Genomic DNA, 15,559 nt, shown 5'->3' with positions numbered 1-15,559 from the left:
CTGAGAAAAGTAGCAATTGATATATTTTTTTTCATGATGGGAGAAATTAATGGTTCATGCCATCACTAAATAGAATTGTAGTCTATTTTGTAATTTTTAAGAAAGAAAAAAATGTAAAGAAGGTATATTTAATAGAAAAAGGAATTTGCAAACAAATCAATCTGTTTGTCCTGATTCTTCTTTTTGGGCAGTTTCGTGTATTGCTTTTAGTTTTTTACTTATTATAGATGCTTTTAGAGCAGTACGTAGTTTTTGAAGTTTTTCATATTCACGGAGAAGATTTGGGTTTGAATTTAATTCTTCAATGATTGCGGTCTTCTCTTGTTCTGTTTCATCTCCACTTAAATGGTTGATAAGCCTTAATGTATCTTCACTAGTAATATTCATTTGATATAAATTTTAGTGTAAAGCTACCAACCTTTTAACTAAAGAAAAATGATATTTTTAAAATTATTTAACAAGCACAAAGTAAAAAATGTCTATTCATCTAATTGGTCTCTTAATATTTTTAAACAATTGCTGAAAAGTACTCTCAAGCTTCCTTCGTTGTCATTAGGGTATTTTTGATATATTTTTTTCCATTCCAAATCGTTTATTAATTTATCAGTAAGTAAGTCCCTGCATTTATTTGGCATTCCATCTATCAATGTAATAACTTGCTGATAATATAAAATGCTCTCAGCTTCTGATTGAACAACGCCAAAAAGTTCAGTAACGTTATCAAGTCGGCTAACATCTTTATAACCACAACTTTTCCAATAATCTCTTCTCTTCCAGTCGAGATGCCTTTTGGCCCATGCAATAATCATCGCTGAATTATCATTATTTAGTTTTTCTATTTTCCCTTCAGTTACTCGAATATAAAGTTCAATAATTACATCATGATAAAGATCAAACGCAGTATTTGAGTCTCCTTTTAATTCGAATAAATGCCCAGAATAGAGTATTTTTTCTAAATACTCAAAAGCCCATGTTTCCCCGTTCTTAATTGCATCATATAAGTCCGAGTGAAGAGGCTGCTTGATTTTAATAGATTGTGCCAAGTGTTTGTAATTTTATAGGTTATTAATAAGTAAGTTCTTCAAAAAATTAATCTTGAATCAAGGAATTGATGAGTTTTGTTTCTTTCTGGGTATAATGAAATTGCAAAACTGAATATTAATCTATTTGATAATATGTTAGTTGCTTGTTGTGGGATAAACGCTGAAAAGATCAACGATGCTTTTCAACGTTTAAATTTTTCTTTGATGACCTAATTGCATAACATTGAGTTATAAATATAGGAATAAATAAATAATTAACTTTTTTAAGTAAGTCCAATCCAAGTGTTTCTATTAACTACAAAGAATATACGTTTACAGTTTAGCTCAAAAATTAAAGCGTTTGTAAAAAAAATACGACGTTTAAAAAAGAAGCAGACCGAAAAATAAGTTTTTGGCTTTTGCCGCATTGATGCAGGCTAATTGAGCTATTTACATACTCAAAAATTCAGATTTAGAGTATTTTCTCCTTCTTTCTCTTCCAAAAGGCTTTTTCTTGGTTTATCAAATTCTTTTTAATCTGAAGAGGTTATTTGTCTGATTATTCTAAATAATTTATTTATATTAACATAGTGTTTTCCTAAGTAATATTTACATTCAGAATGTAAATAATGTCTTTTACTTAACCACTCCTTGCTTTTTATACATGAAATATTTTATACTAGGCTTTTTAATAAATTTCTTCTTGATTCAAAATGGAATCTCAATGAGATTATCCAAGGATAAAAATTTGGAATTAGCTGAAAAAAAACTAGATGAATTAGAATCTTTATATGCTCTTGCTCAACATGAAGCCTCCATCAAAGTAGGTAGAGAAGTTCTCCAGCTTTTGCCTAATATTAATAAGTCTAATGAGAAATGTATTTTTAAAGTATATCTGAATCTAGCTACGAACTATTTTACTTTGTATAAAAGTGATTCAACGGATTATTTTTTTAGCAAAGCCAATAATTTACTACGACAAAGCCCTAATTTAACTGTTGAAATTCCTAATTATGTTGCCAATCATTGGGATCATCAAGGGATGTTTTATGCTCGTAAAGCAAATTATACACAGGCGATTCATTATATCCAAAAAAGTTTATTGGTTTGTAAAGAATACCACTTAAATCAATATGAACTTCCTTTTCTGAATAATCTTGCCAATACTTATGATTGGATGGGAGATTATCAAAATGCGTTTTTGATATATCAAAAAATCCAACAAATTGGAATACCTAAGCATTATCATGGTTTACAAACGCTCATATCAATGGGTTGGAATGCCTTACGTAGAAAAGAATATGTCCAAGCGGAAGTTTTTTTTCAAAAAGGTTTAACAATGTATCAATTCCTTGTTAAAGAGAAACTTCTCGTTCATAATGAACGAGATAAAATGCTCATAAAATTTGATTTAGGAGTTTGTTATTCATTGAGTACGTCATTTGAAAAAAGTAATTTATATCTTGATAAAGTAATTGATTTTTATGGGAAGAGTAAAATTAAAAAAGATAAGTATTTAAGTTTAGCCCATTTACAAAAAGCTAAGAATTTATATGCTTTAGGAGCAAAGCAACAAGCTTTACAGGAAGTTCAAAAAGGACTTCAGGCACTTGTGCTTGAATTTAATAGTAATATTATAGCTGATAACCCGTTGCTTTCACAAACTATTTTAGATAAAAAAAGCCTATTTCAATTGTTAACTTTTAAAGGTGAAATTTTGAGTGATTTTTACGCAACCAAACACCAAGAGGAAATACTTGAAAAGAGTGTTAGATGTTTTTATTTAGCTGTGCTATTAGCAGAAAAGCATCGAAAAGCTATTGATTACCAAGAAGATAAATTGAGATTTAATCAAGATAATAAGCTAGTGTTTGAAAAAGCTATTCATTTAGGATATAAGTTTTACCAATTACAGCCTAGCATTGCTAATGCTAATTTATTTTTGAGAATTATGGAAAGCACAAAAGCCATAGCGCTAAATGATAAAATAGCAATTGATAAAGTAAAAATTTCAACCAAAGCAATGCCTATTCAAGATGAAGAACAGAAAGAATTACGTTATAATGCTGGATTAAAACAGGCTATGCTTGATAATAAAGTTAATGCTAAAAGCTTGGATAGTTTACGAAAATTGTTGACAGACAGTGAGTTAAAACTTTATGAATTGAATAATAAACTGGCGTCGTATATGCCACATCGTAATAGCCAATACTCTAATGCTGATATATCAATAAAAGAAATTATAGCAAATTTAAGTCCCGAAAGCGCCTATGTCAGTTATACAATAACCTCTGATTTTAAAGTTTTTGTATTGGCTGTTAATCATCAAAAAGTAATCATTAAAAAACTAGATATAGGCTCTAACTTTATACATCAAACGCAAAAATTAATACTTTCATTAAGAGAAAACCCTACTTTATTTGCTTACCAAGGAAGTCCAGAGGCTGTAGCTTTGTATAAGATTTTAATAAATCCTGTAGAACAAGTATTGGTAGGAACAAAATGCTTAATTATCAGTAGAGATGGCATTTTAAATTATTTACCTTTTGAAGTATTAGAATTAGGGAAAAATAAAAATGATTATCTCGTTCGCTATTTTGCCATTTCATATCAATATAATGCACTTACTTATCTACTAAAACAAGAGTTAAAGACTAATTCAAAACCTAAGCTTTTAACAATTGCCCCTTTTACTAAGCAACAAATTATTGCTGAAGACACACTAATGGCTTTGCCTGCGAGTTCGAAAATAGAAAATAATGATGTTTTACAGGATGCTAAAGCAACTAAAAATCATTTTATTCAGCTTTCGGATAAGTATGATGTATTCCATCTTAAGTGTCATTCCGTTTCCGACCCCAATAAGTATGCAGACTCATACATTTATTTTAATCCATCTTCATCACCTTGGAAATTAGGCTTTCATGAAATTTTGACTTTACCAATGAAGCAATGTCAATTGTTAATGTTGGGTTCATGCAATAGTGGAAATGGACATATTGAACCTCAAGAAGGAGTAATGTCTCTTTGTTATGCTTTTTATAAAGCAGGATGCAAAGCAGTATTATCTGCTCAATGGCAAGCACATGATCGTTCGAGTGAATTCATTACTTCAAGATTTTATACTTATCTTAAAGAGGGAGTAACGAAAGACATTGCTTTACAAAAGGCAAAAATAGATTTTTTAAATGAACCACTTGGTAATGAATTAAATCACCCTTTTTATTGGGCAAATCTAACAATTACAGGAAATATTAGCCCAATAGTTGAGAACAGCTTTTCAAGTATTTACCTTTTTGTTGGAATAACAGTTTTTTCACTCCTAATCATATTTTTATTCAAAAAATACGTCAAGAAGCCTAGAAAACCTTAGCCCAAAAAATTTGCCACCAAAGTTTAGCTTTATCGATTTTTCCAATTGGATACACACAATCATTACAAGAACTTAACTCATCATATAAATGATTGGCTTCTTGTATTTGACCACTTTTTAAGTAAGCCAAAACCAAGTGCCATTGAGTCGCTTCTTTAAAGTATGGACGAAGATTATTATTCTTTAATACAACTTGAAAACTTTGAACAGCTTTTTGAAACTGCCCTTCAGCTAAATAACTTTGTCCAGCATAAAAGTTATCAAATACTTTTTTTTCTACAGGAGAAAGAATAGAAACATCTACATCCCTAACAATTGTAAGGTCATTTTCCGAACCAGGTAGTTGAATAACTGAGAATGAAGCATACAATACAAAAATTAAACAAGCTGCAACCAGACCGCTTAAATAAGGGAAAAGTGTTAGGAAAGAAGCCTTTTTCTTTAAAGGAGTTATAGGCTCTTCTTGTTCTAATTTATCTAAAGTTGCTATTATGTTTTGTTCAATTGTTATCTCTTTTATCATATTTGTTAATTTTTGATAATCGGATACTTCTTTTGAAAAATCAAAATCATTCTTTAAGGCATTTTCAAAGTTAGCCATTTCGTCAACTGATAAACTGCCATTGAAATATTGCTCAATGGTTTCTAAACGTTGGTAATCATCTTGTGTATTCATGGTTTAAGTAGAAGTGTTTTAAGTTTTTCTAAACATCTAAATTTGCGAACTTTTACTGCATCTGGATTCCCTAAATTGAAACGTAGTGCAATATCTTTAATTGAAAGGTCCTCGCCATAATATGCCATCAGAATACTTCGGCAAGGTTCTCCTAATCGTTCAAGTATATTGGGAAGAAAACTATTTTCTTCTTCGTTTTCTATTATTGCACTAGATATTGGTTCTTGAGTGTAAACGTTTTTTTGAGTCAAATATTCTTGTTCTCTTCTGAAACGCCTTCCATCAGCCTCTTTTTTTTTAAGCCATTTGTTGTTGGCGATTTGTATGAAATAACCTTCCATTTCCTTTAAAGACTTTGCTTCAAACTTTAAATGTCGTACTTGACGAAAAAAAATAATAATTACTTCTTGAAAAATATCCTTAGCATCATCATAATTACCACCTTGTTTAAAAATATGTGATGCTATGATTGGTTTAAAAGAACGATATAAAAATACAGTCACATTATTAATCTCTGTGTGGTTATTACTTCTCAGTATATCAACCACATCACTTGGGCTATATCTTTGATTCATAATTATTTATATTAAAAAATAGGAAGGTAAGGATATGCTGTTTGAAAATTTATTTGATACAAAACAGTACTTAAAGATAGCTGAGAGAAAGTTGAAAATTAACGATTATCATTAAAAATAAAATTGGTTTTATGAATATACCGTCTCTTTTAGTTCAATTTATTTCCTTTAAAATTAAGCACTAAAATCAAAAAGGTTATTTCAGATACATGTAGAGTTGTGTTGCGCTAAACATCCACCAACACGCCTAAGCTCATGTATAAGTTATTAAGCATTTTTGTTTTGGGACTTTTGTTATCTGCTTGCCAAGACGAATCAGTAATTCAGCCTAAAGCAGCTAATGCTAAAAATGTTACTTTATCGGATTCAACAACTGTAAAAAAGGTGAGTGATGACCCTCCAGCTTCAACTGGCAATGGCCGTCCATAAACATGCTGTCGTTTATCTCTAAATGTACTCTTTATTTACCCCATCTATGTTTATAGATGGGGTATTTTTTAATAGGTGTGCTTTTTCAACAATTATGACCCCTTTTGTCAATATATTTATTCCCGCTAATTTAAAAATGTTACATCTTCTTCTTTTAATTTTATAATTCAGCAGTTAGCTTTTCCCATTTGTTTGATTTGATGAGTATGAACTTCTTTTTCCCCAATGTTAATACAAATTTATTAGTAGTATCATCGAAATATATTTTGGCATTCTTATTAAAATCAACACCAACTTTAGGTAATTTGAGTACAATTTTACGCAGGTTGGCGTCTTCATAAACCATTTGATAAGTGGTATCCTTTTGTGATGCTTTTATAACTTCCCATGCTAAGGTTTTTGTAGAAAATTTATGAGACTCTTTAGAAGGGTTTGAGCTATTTTCATAAAGTTTTGTTTGATAACTAAAACTACCTTGTAGTTTATTTAAATCATAAAAGCGTTTATAAATGATTAGGCTAAAGGAAAACATAAAAATCAAACAGGCTGCTAATTCAATGAATTTTAGGCGAAACAATGGGATAATAGGCTTTGTGTTTTCTTTAATGGTTATTTCATCAATCGTTTTTTCTATTTCAAAATAAGTAATTGCATCAAGCCAATTATCAAGCTTTGTCCAAATTAGGTAATCTTGATAAAAACCGTCGTCTTCTTGTAATTTTTTCAAGAAATTTTTCAGTTGATTTACATCTAAATCACCCTTTACGTATTCTTCGAATACTTTATAGTTATCTTCTTGCATATAATATATTTTGCTTTGAAGTTATGGGTTCTCATTACAGATAAATTGATATATAGCTTTCCCTTTAGCATTTGCCCAAGTACTTTCGGGATGATTGATTTCGTTTTGCATCCAATCAATTAAGGCTTTTTTGCAATCTTGTCGTTGTTGAGCTTCTGATTGTTTATTTTTATAATTATATTTTTTGCCAGAACTCAAAAAACCTCTTGAGGCTTCACTAAGCATAGCCTCTATTACGAGTTTGATAAAATGTGATTTACGTCCAGTTAATAAAAGCCTTCTCGCATTTCCAGCATGAACTTTTTCAATGGCATCTAGTCCGTCTTGAATAAATAGAAAAACTTCTTCTAAACAAAATGATTTATCAGCAGGTACTTTTAAATGTTTTATACTTTTAGAACTGCTTTTCTCTCTATTAGATTTATCCAATAAAGTATTGAAGATTCCATGCCAATACTTTTGTATGCTTGTTTTAAGAATAAAATCTTTTCGAGATAATTCACTAAAAAGTAATTCCATACTTTCTGAAAACAAGTCATCGTCAGTACTCCTCTTTTCTGCAAAAGATAGCCTGCAAAGCTCATTAATTTTGTTTTCGGCTTTTTTCTTTGCCGATTCATTTTGAGAATAACGAATTGTAAAAATTAAATATGTTTCATGAATAATATGATGAAATTTGGCTAGTCTATTTCTAGTAATTTTTTCATCTTTCCCTAAAGTTCTATAGATGTAATAATCAAATGTTTGCTGTGCTATCCAATCTGTCATTAATGGTTGGTTAGCGACATTGATGAGTATGTAGTTGTTTTCTGTCGAGTTAAATAATTGTAAAAAAGGGTTTAATATTTTACGGATTTTTTTTTCAATGCTCAAGTAATCTGTTTCTTGTTGATTAATGAACTTGAGCATTTCTTCAGTTAACCGACTTTCATAATGCGTTAATGATACAGTTTTTCTAAGCCTTTTTATTAACTCATCTTCTTTTGGTAAATAGTCATACTCAATAATGGCAGATAATATCATTTTCAAGGCATTATCAATTTCTTTTTCTGCTTCAGTATCAGACAGATACTTTTGTTTAGCATGATTCTTCAGATGCTTACTATACATTGCTCTAAAGTTATGAATAGCATTAGTCTGAACTGTTTTATCATTACTTTTTAAGGCTAATATTACTTCTTCATGTAAAGTCATTATAAATTTTTGATAAATGGTTGTAATTCAGCAATGTAACAATGATAGTTTCTTTGAGAAATGAAGAAAATACTTAAAAAATATGTGGGAAAGATGATTTTTGATCGAATAAGTAATAATCTAAGAATTCTTTTCTCCTTCTTGAGATACTAGCTCTTAGGTTATTTTGCATTAATATATAATTTTTATGTCTTGAATATCTTTCCATATAAGCACTATTGATAATATATGCTCGATGTACCCTTAAAAAGCCATGACTGATAAATTGTTCTTCAAACGACTTTATTGTTTTGGCATACATAATTTTTTTTCCATTATTTAAGTAAAAGAAAGTGTAATTGATGGATGCTTCCAGCATTACTATGTCTGAAATTGGGTAAATCTCAGCTCCAATGCGAATATCATTAGACTGTGTTTTGTTCTTATGTGTTTTCATAAACCTATGTTAAGAAAAAGGTAGAGTTCCTCTGTTGAATTCTTACATATGAATACCGCCACATCATGAAACGTTACATCATTTTGAATATGTTGTTATTTGAATAATTCTTTCTACTGTCTGTTCTGAAGTAGATTTACTCTTTAATTTCTCTAATGAATCTAAAATATAAGTAATGCCTTGTTTTTTTTCTGACTGTAATATTCCAAAATCACCAGTAGTGGCGAAACCAATCAAGGCTTCAATGCCAAAAGGTGCTGCACATTTAAATTCTTCTGGAATTTTTATGAGTCTATTAATGTCTTGAGCTTTTATTTCAATGTCATTATTATTCATCAACAAAAGATTATTTATAGCATCTCTGTAAACTAATCTTATTTTACAAGGGCGATTAGCCATGATAAAAATAGAGAGAATCTCTCCTTCTGTAAAACGTTGTGCCTGATTCCCTTTATTTGTCCTTATATCAAATTGTAATTGTTTGGAGTCATAGTTTGCAGGAGTGTTTTTAACGATTTTATTAATATTTTCTACTTCAACTAAATGCTCTTTTTGTGGAATAATGTCTTTTGACCAGCTTTCAGCATTATTAATAATTACTTTATCGGAAATTTTGATAATCTCTGTTCCCTCTGTATTGATAAGTGTTGCATTAATCTCTAAGTATTTTCCAATTATTTTATAATCGCTTTTTAAACTTAGAATTCTATTCATTGAACGACTTGTAGTAGGTAAAGTAATCTTTAGGCTTGGGTGGGCAAGTCCCAACATCGTTTTTAATTCACCTGTAAACATTGTAGAAAAAGTATTCACAATGTTTTTTCCTTCAAATGAAGTTTTTTCAATATTAATCTCTTCTGTTTCAGATTTTGGAATAACCTTACTGAGTTCTCCTGCTAATTTTTCGGCAACATCCTCTAAAGTTCTTTGTTGAAGGTTATTAGTGTAGTCTTCAACGGTTGTTGCTTTATTAAATTCGCTTAGGTCGTTATCTAGGTATGCAATTTTAATTTCTCTTTGATCTTTATTATCTTTTTCATTTAATCTTAACGCTATTCTACACCATTGATAATTATTTAAGAAGGTTTTTCTTTTACCATCAAAATACCAATCGCCTTGCATATACTTATGTGCATACACATAAATTTCTTTATTTTTCTTGAAAAAGATTCTCGCTTTACTAAAATCAATATTAAAATTTAGTCCATTAGGATATCTTGTCTGAACCAATTGTAAATACTCTTCAATTGGTAAATCTTTACTATCATCTTTTAGAAAACCTTTTGGATTTAAATCATTTTCAAAAACTACTCCTTCAAGTAAATGAGAAGCAATCTGCCTCCAAGCATTTTTTTCATCATCATCCGTTTTAGCATTGAAGAACACTTGTAATGAAGCCTTGGTTTTTTTGAGTATTTTGATACTTTTTTGAGTGGATTCGATCTGATTATTCGATTTATTTGAAAGTTTTTGAGACTTCGATATTGCTGAATATATCAAAAATAAGAATAGTAATATGGAGCTGCTTTTTATATTCATTTTGATAAAAAGAAAAGAGAATGCTGTTTTTTGATGTCCAAAATCCTCTTCTCAATTATTGAGAAGAGGATTTAATAGGTATCTTTTCGCTAAATAAGGTGTTACTTCATGTGTTTTATTTTAAGTAATAATGGAACAATCGTCCCGTTAGGTGTGCCCTTCAGCTCAAAAGCAATATTGTTTGATTCATATAAGATAGTATCAGCTGACACTAAATCTTTGCCAATTACTGAATATACTTTCTGTTTAAATTCGCCTTGAGCATTGGCAATATCATTTTTGAGTTTATCAATATCTAGTTCTTTGGTTGAATACAATACTAGGAAATAATCATTACCAGGTTTATTATCCATCGTAAATGAGCTATTTGTTGATGGTAACATGGCAATATTATTAGATGGAATCAAAGCACTTACTTCATCATCATAAGGAAATAATTTGGTTACTCTATTGTTATCATCTGAGGCAATGATGTACATATAGCTTGATATATTATTGATGATTTCGGTTTTGAAAGATGTTCCAGATGGATATTCTTTAGTGACATTATAGGTAATCATATCAATATTAGCATCGTTTGTTACATCTAAACCTCTTTCCGCTGAAGTAGAAACAGGCATAAGATCACCATTTGCTAAAAGTGGTTTGATACTTCCCTTTAAAAATATCTCTTGTACAGGTTGTACTGGAGCTGGCGGAACAACATCCGTTGTTGTATTATTTGAAGGTACTACTGGTACCGGAGTAGGTACTGGAACGGGTGTTATTGGTGATAGTACTTCGTAAGCATAAGGAGTAAACTCTATTAAATCTTTATAACTAGCCCATACAAACCCATTATTTGCCCATTTATTTCCCCAACTATTTACAATTAAAAAGGCGTTTTTAGTATCGTCATAGCCAATGACTGCCATTGCATGTCCACCTACTGCATTTTTGATAGTTTCTGCAGGTGCAGCTTTCCAAACTTCTTTGGCTTGAAAAAAGGAATTAGGAATCCACATCCCAATCAAAACTGCATTTTGACTTTCAACCAAAGCCGTTTTAATAGATAAAATCTTTTCTTCAACCGATGCTGTACTTGGAATATCAAAAAGAGTGGTATAGCCTTCAATTTTGTTGGCCGCCGCTTCCTCTTCAAGCATTGTATATTTATTACCACAAGCATAAGGAGCACTTTTTAAAGTTGCAACGCCTTTTTCTTTCATGATGTCAAGTGCATCAGAAATACTCGAGCCTGTTTGACATTGGTAGTCGGTTGGGCTTTTGATACGTTCAAAAACAAAGGTTGGAGAAAATGCGATGGCTCTAATAGTCTCTGGTCCTTTGATGTTTAGCTTTTTAGCCTGCATAATCGTTCGCATGTAATATGCCGTTGACCAACCCACACAAGTACTAAAATCTCCTTGGTCTTCAACTTGTGGAACAAAAGATTTTAAGTTGAACGTGGATGGTAAAATACCTCTCATCAAAGAAAAATTCTTGCTTCGCTTAGGTAGATGGAGATATTTTTTGTCATCTCTGACAAGCCCTAATTTACGTTTTTTTTGAGCGGTGATAGACTGTGAGCAAAGTACTACAGCACAAATTAAAAGAAGGATTCGGCTTAATCTTGAGCTTTTCATATTCTTGTTTTTTGATTTTTAAATTCGGTTATAACGTTAAACTTAAAGCTCTTTTAGCCCTAATTCTGCAAGTTGGTAGTAGCCTCCTTTTGTGGAAAGACAATCTCCATTGACTGGCATACTCGATACAGAGGTTACTTTATTTGTAACTGGATTTTCACCTTCAAACTGAACAACCTCATGAAAAGTAGTGATTCTACAAAACCATTTATCAAACTCGCTTTTTCTAAAATTATCGTACAAGCTGATTTTTGCATAATTGAATTGATAACTGTTTTTATTTTCTAGAACTTGTTGTAGAAACTTCTCTCTTGTTAATTGCACATTTTTGCCATCTTTTGTAGTCAAGTTAACATAGCCACTTGTATCAAAAATAAGATTACTCTCAAGAATCATTTTATTAATTGAGGTTGAATCTTTCTCATTTTTATCCTTTAGTATTGTAAGGTAACCCAAAAATGTTTTTACTTTTTTTTCAGGACTCCAATCAATTATATTATCACTGTTAACTGTAATAAGCTCTTTATTAGTAGTATCAGAGATGTTAGAAACCGTGTTTTTATGATTAACACCACTGATTTTTGTTGATAAAATATTTAGTTTTGAATCTTCTACTATTTCAGTAATAAAATTTAAAGTATCATTAACCTCAACAGCCATTCTTTCATGAGGTTTACCAGTAAATGCCAAACACATCGTTTGTTTATATTTGTACACTTTCTGTTTTTTCAACAAGAGGGAATCTATACTCAATAAACTAGTACTTTGATTACGGAGGTGATAGTTAAAGGCTATCTTGTAAGTACCTACAGTTAGTTTGATAAATTCAGATGCCTCTAATGGAGATTTGCTAACTAAATAATCAACATTAGAGTCTGTTTTAATCATTCCTGGAATTAAATGATTGACAATTTTTATACTATCTGTCGTAAAAAAAGTACTTATAAATGTTGTTTCTTTTTGAACAGAAGGTTTTTTGACCAAAATTGGTATCATTCTAATCAGCTCTTTTTGATAAGCGTTCAGCATTTTATCAAGAGCCTTCTTGTGAGGTTTTGGAATACTATCTTGGGTTAGGCTTGATAAACAGATAAATGAAATTAGCACCCATATACATAGGCTTATTTTATGAAAAATTGATGTTTTCATAGAGTTAAGTTTAGATAGATTCATTAAATAGTTTTTGTGTTTTAATCATTTCTGTAAATAGCCTTTTTGTTTTCATCGTTAAATAAATTTTAAATCACCATAGAAGAAGAAAAGTTACATCAAAAAACTTTTTATTTAATTCAGTTTTAAATCTGTAATTAGCCAACCAGAATTTTCTTTTTCTCTCATAAATTCTCTTATTTCTATTTGATAATTTTTGTGAACACTAATTTTGAATGAGATGTCTTTCGTACCTTTTACTTTTAGCAAGCTTAGTCGTAAAATTTTTTCAAGAATGAATATTTCTTGGTGTTTCAAGATTGTTTGATTGCAAAGAGAAACAATACCTTTTCCTTGATTAAATGCGTTTACCAAAGGAGAAAAAGCTATATCCTGTGCATTAGGACTTAAACCTTCTTCTCTATACGTTGAATCTGTTGTTGTAATATCTTTTCTTTCTATGAGATGCTGATACTCTTCAATTATTTCTTTGGGTAAACTGATATTCGTTATTTGCCATCTAGCTGATCCCTCTTTTTTTAAATATTGCTTTTGTAAAAGAATGTCTAAAATGACACTCTTTTCTTTATACAATGCTTCCAATTTTACATTGGCAGACAACTTCGCTTGTTTGTCGATTTTAATGTCTTCTTCGCATATCATCGCTATGAATTGATTAACTTTTATAAAATAAAGTTGTGTTTTTTCTGTCATTTTTAAACGTTCATCATCTTCATTAAATAGTTTCAAGATATATTGACTTCTTGGATAAAGAATTTGTAAAGAATCGTTCATTTTCTCGCCATCAATAAATACTTCATAGTTAAAACGATGAATAAATTCATTAACACTTTTAACCTGCCATAGCATAAAAGACGCTACAGGTTGCTTAGTGAAAACAACAGTACTAATGCTATCTGGGATAAGTTTGGTCTCTGAATTTTGGGCTAAAGAATTATGAATTATTCCCCAAAAAATAAAAATAAGTATTCTTTTCATTTGTCAATTTGGGCTCAAAGCTGTTGTTTCTATCACACTAATATTCCCAAATGAAATCGTGAATTTCCCTTTTGCATTAGGTTTTTCGGTTACTTCTATGGCTTTTCTGTCTTTACTTTCATAAGATACTTTCCCCTTTTGATCATAACCTTTAAAACTTTGATAATAAAATGCTGTGGCGTGATAGTTCCCATCCATACCTTTTTCAAAGTCGGAGCAATACGATACGTCGTAAGAACTAATTTCTATTTTTGGAAAATGAGGCAATTTAAAAAGATTATTAAAATATTGGCGGATAGGAATATTTTCAACACTGCCATCTTTTCTTGATACTTGTACTGTTGGCATTCTGGTAATTTTTTTGCCATTAGCATTATAATAAACAGTATCAAAAAGACTCATTGCCAATTGAATGGATTTTAATCTAGGTCGCTCAGGTAAAGATTTATCACCAATCTGTTTAATATAATTGGTTAAATCATTGACTCTCCTTAAGGTAAGTTCTTTGAATTCTGAGAGCTGTTCAGGACTAGGGTCGGAGTGTTGAGCAAATGTTTTTACTGTGAAAAACAAACTATGAATACACCAGAATATAAAGCAATAAATGATATTTTTCATAATAGCGTAATTTATCTAATTTCCTGAATTGTAATGATTTGGTATCGACCATCCTGACTAAAAGTGGATAGATTTTCAACTACGTTTATTTGTTTAATAAGATTGGCATTAATAAGAATTTTATTCAAAAAGTCTTCAATAGGGATAGCACTCATATTGTTTTCAATCACATTGATGTATTCATTTGCCTCTGCATCAACATTGAAAAGTTTCTTCATTTGAGTTACCATCAATTTTTCTCTTTTCTCATATTTTAATTTTTCATCAGCCAACGTATTGAGGAACAAATTGGTATCGTTAAAACTTACTGTTGGTGTATGAGGAGTCGGAGTAATAGGCTCTTTTATATCAGCAGTAATTTTCCATTGTGAATGCTGTAGATTGGCTTTATTATCTTGAGCTAATTTTTCTTGAAGTCTTAATTCAGCATCTTTCAAAAGAGAGTCCCAAGTAATGTGAATATTATTATTTTCAGCTTGTGAAAGTGCTTCTAACCATGCAATGGTATAATAAGTGCCGTTATGAGCACTACTGAATGCTTTTTCGTTTTTCTTTGAACTTGAAATAAGGATGTTACCAGAACTTTCTTTGAATAATTTTCTTAAAATATCATTTTCAACAAAAATAGAACGAGTAACTAAAGGCTTCTCAATTATTAAAGTTTGTCGTGGAGTGAGTTGATTATTACAATCTACTAGGCTAATATTGAGTTTTACACCTTTATTGCTTAATTTTTGATGAATATTTTCAATGGATAAATATTTGTCTCTAATCAGAATATTAGGGAATAAATCTGTGGGTTGTGATGAAGAAATACCTCGTCCTGTATAATAAAGTACAATGATGTCGTCAGTATTAATTGGCAAATGGAGTATCTCACGATCTAAATCTTTTTCAGTAAAATCATGAGAGTGGACAGCGATAGGTAAATAATCATAATGTATATTTTTAGCAATTTCTCTAAAAACAGAATCCATCATGAAGAGGTTTCGTTCATAAGTTTTGGCTAAATCAGGATGTTTTGAATCAGCTACCAAGATTGTTCTTATGCTTTGTGTAGCACCTTGATAACAAATTAACACCAAAATGATAAGCAATCCCTTATTTTTTTTTAACATGTTT

Annotated in this window: 15 protein-coding genes; 2 read left to right on the top strand and 13 right to left on the bottom strand. The window is 30.3% G+C overall.

The features are described 5' to 3' along the window. Positions 1-156: 156 nt before the first annotated feature. Entirely contained in the window at positions 157-387 is a 231-nt protein-coding gene (locus tag ABID42_RS08105; protein WP_367283209.1) for a hypothetical protein, read from the bottom strand. A gap of 92 nt (positions 388-479) precedes the next feature. Further along, a complete protein-coding gene (locus ABID42_RS08100) occupies positions 480-1,043 on the bottom strand; it encodes a hypothetical protein (protein ID WP_367283208.1) in 564 nt (187 codons plus the stop codon). Between the two features lie 703 nt (positions 1,044-1,746). Here ABID42_RS08100 and ABID42_RS08095 point away from each other — a divergent pair. After that, a complete protein-coding gene (locus ABID42_RS08095; RefSeq protein WP_367283207.1) occupies positions 1,747-4,395 on the top strand; it encodes a CHAT domain-containing protein in 2,649 nt (882 codons plus the stop codon). Here ABID42_RS08095 and ABID42_RS08090 read toward each other — a convergent pair. Further along, entirely contained in the window at positions 4,382-5,071 is a 690-nt protein-coding gene (locus ABID42_RS08090; RefSeq protein WP_367283206.1) for a tetratricopeptide repeat protein, read from the bottom strand. The genes ABID42_RS08095 and ABID42_RS08090 overlap by 14 nt on opposite strands. Then, positions 5,068-5,646 (bottom strand): RNA polymerase sigma factor, encoded by a 579-nt coding sequence (locus ABID42_RS08085; RefSeq protein ID WP_323259209.1) that lies wholly within the window; start codon positions 5,644-5,646, stop codon positions 5,068-5,070. The genes ABID42_RS08090 and ABID42_RS08085 overlap by 4 nt, the downstream gene beginning before the upstream one ends. Positions 5,647-5,901: 255 nt before the next feature. Between ABID42_RS08085 and ABID42_RS08080 the strand changes: the two genes are divergently transcribed. Beyond that, a complete protein-coding gene (locus ABID42_RS08080) occupies positions 5,902-6,075 on the top strand; it encodes a hypothetical protein (protein WP_367283205.1) in 174 nt (57 codons plus the stop codon). Positions 6,076-6,235: 160 nt separating this feature from the next. Here the strand turns inward: ABID42_RS08080 and ABID42_RS08075 are convergent, their stop codons facing one another. From ABID42_RS08075 to ABID42_RS08035, 9 genes are all read right to left on the bottom strand, one after another. Further along, positions 6,236-6,877, bottom strand: coding sequence for a hypothetical protein (locus tag ABID42_RS08075; RefSeq protein ID WP_367283204.1), 642 nt, complete (start codon positions 6,875-6,877; stop codon positions 6,236-6,238). A gap of 21 nt (positions 6,878-6,898) precedes the next feature. Next, entirely contained in the window at positions 6,899-8,071 is a 1,173-nt protein-coding gene (locus ABID42_RS08070) for a hypothetical protein (protein WP_367283203.1), read from the bottom strand. 73 nt (positions 8,072-8,144) lie between these two features. Next, entirely contained in the window at positions 8,145-8,507 is a 363-nt protein-coding gene (locus ABID42_RS08065; protein ID WP_323259217.1) for a LytR/AlgR family response regulator transcription factor, read from the bottom strand. Between the two features lie 78 nt (positions 8,508-8,585). Then, positions 8,586-10,046, bottom strand: a complete 1,461-nt coding sequence (locus ABID42_RS08060; RefSeq protein WP_367283202.1) for a hypothetical protein — start codon at positions 10,044-10,046, stop codon at positions 8,586-8,588. Positions 10,047-10,147: 101 nt separating this feature from the next. Continuing rightward, a complete protein-coding gene (locus ABID42_RS08055; protein ID WP_367283201.1) occupies positions 10,148-11,671 on the bottom strand; it encodes a C1 family peptidase in 1,524 nt (507 codons plus the stop codon). A 42-nt stretch (positions 11,672-11,713) separates the two neighbouring features. Further along, entirely contained in the window at positions 11,714-12,820 is a 1,107-nt protein-coding gene (locus ABID42_RS08050; RefSeq protein ID WP_367283200.1) for a hypothetical protein, read from the bottom strand. Positions 12,821-12,955: 135 nt separating this feature from the next. Continuing rightward, positions 12,956-13,819 (bottom strand): hypothetical protein, encoded by an 864-nt coding sequence (locus ABID42_RS08045; protein ID WP_367283199.1) that lies wholly within the window; start codon positions 13,817-13,819, stop codon positions 12,956-12,958. Positions 13,820-13,822: 3 nt separating this feature from the next. Next, positions 13,823-14,437, bottom strand: coding sequence for a hypothetical protein (locus ABID42_RS08040; protein WP_367283198.1), 615 nt, complete (start codon positions 14,435-14,437; stop codon positions 13,823-13,825). 11 nt (positions 14,438-14,448) lie between these two features. Further along, the gene (locus ABID42_RS08035; RefSeq protein WP_367283197.1) at positions 14,449-15,555 is read right to left on the bottom strand and encodes a hypothetical protein; all 1,107 of its coding nucleotides are present in this window, start codon (positions 15,553-15,555) and stop codon (positions 14,449-14,451) included. Between the last annotated feature and the right edge of the window lie 4 nt (positions 15,556-15,559).

Origin of the sequence: Arcicella rosea (assembly GCF_040543805.1) — a bacterium.
Classification (GTDB): domain Bacteria; phylum Bacteroidota; class Bacteroidia; order Cytophagales; family Spirosomataceae; genus Arcicella; species Arcicella rosea.
The sequence above is the reverse complement of the archived record's forward strand: the minus strand, read 5'-3'. Positions and strand labels throughout refer to the sequence as shown.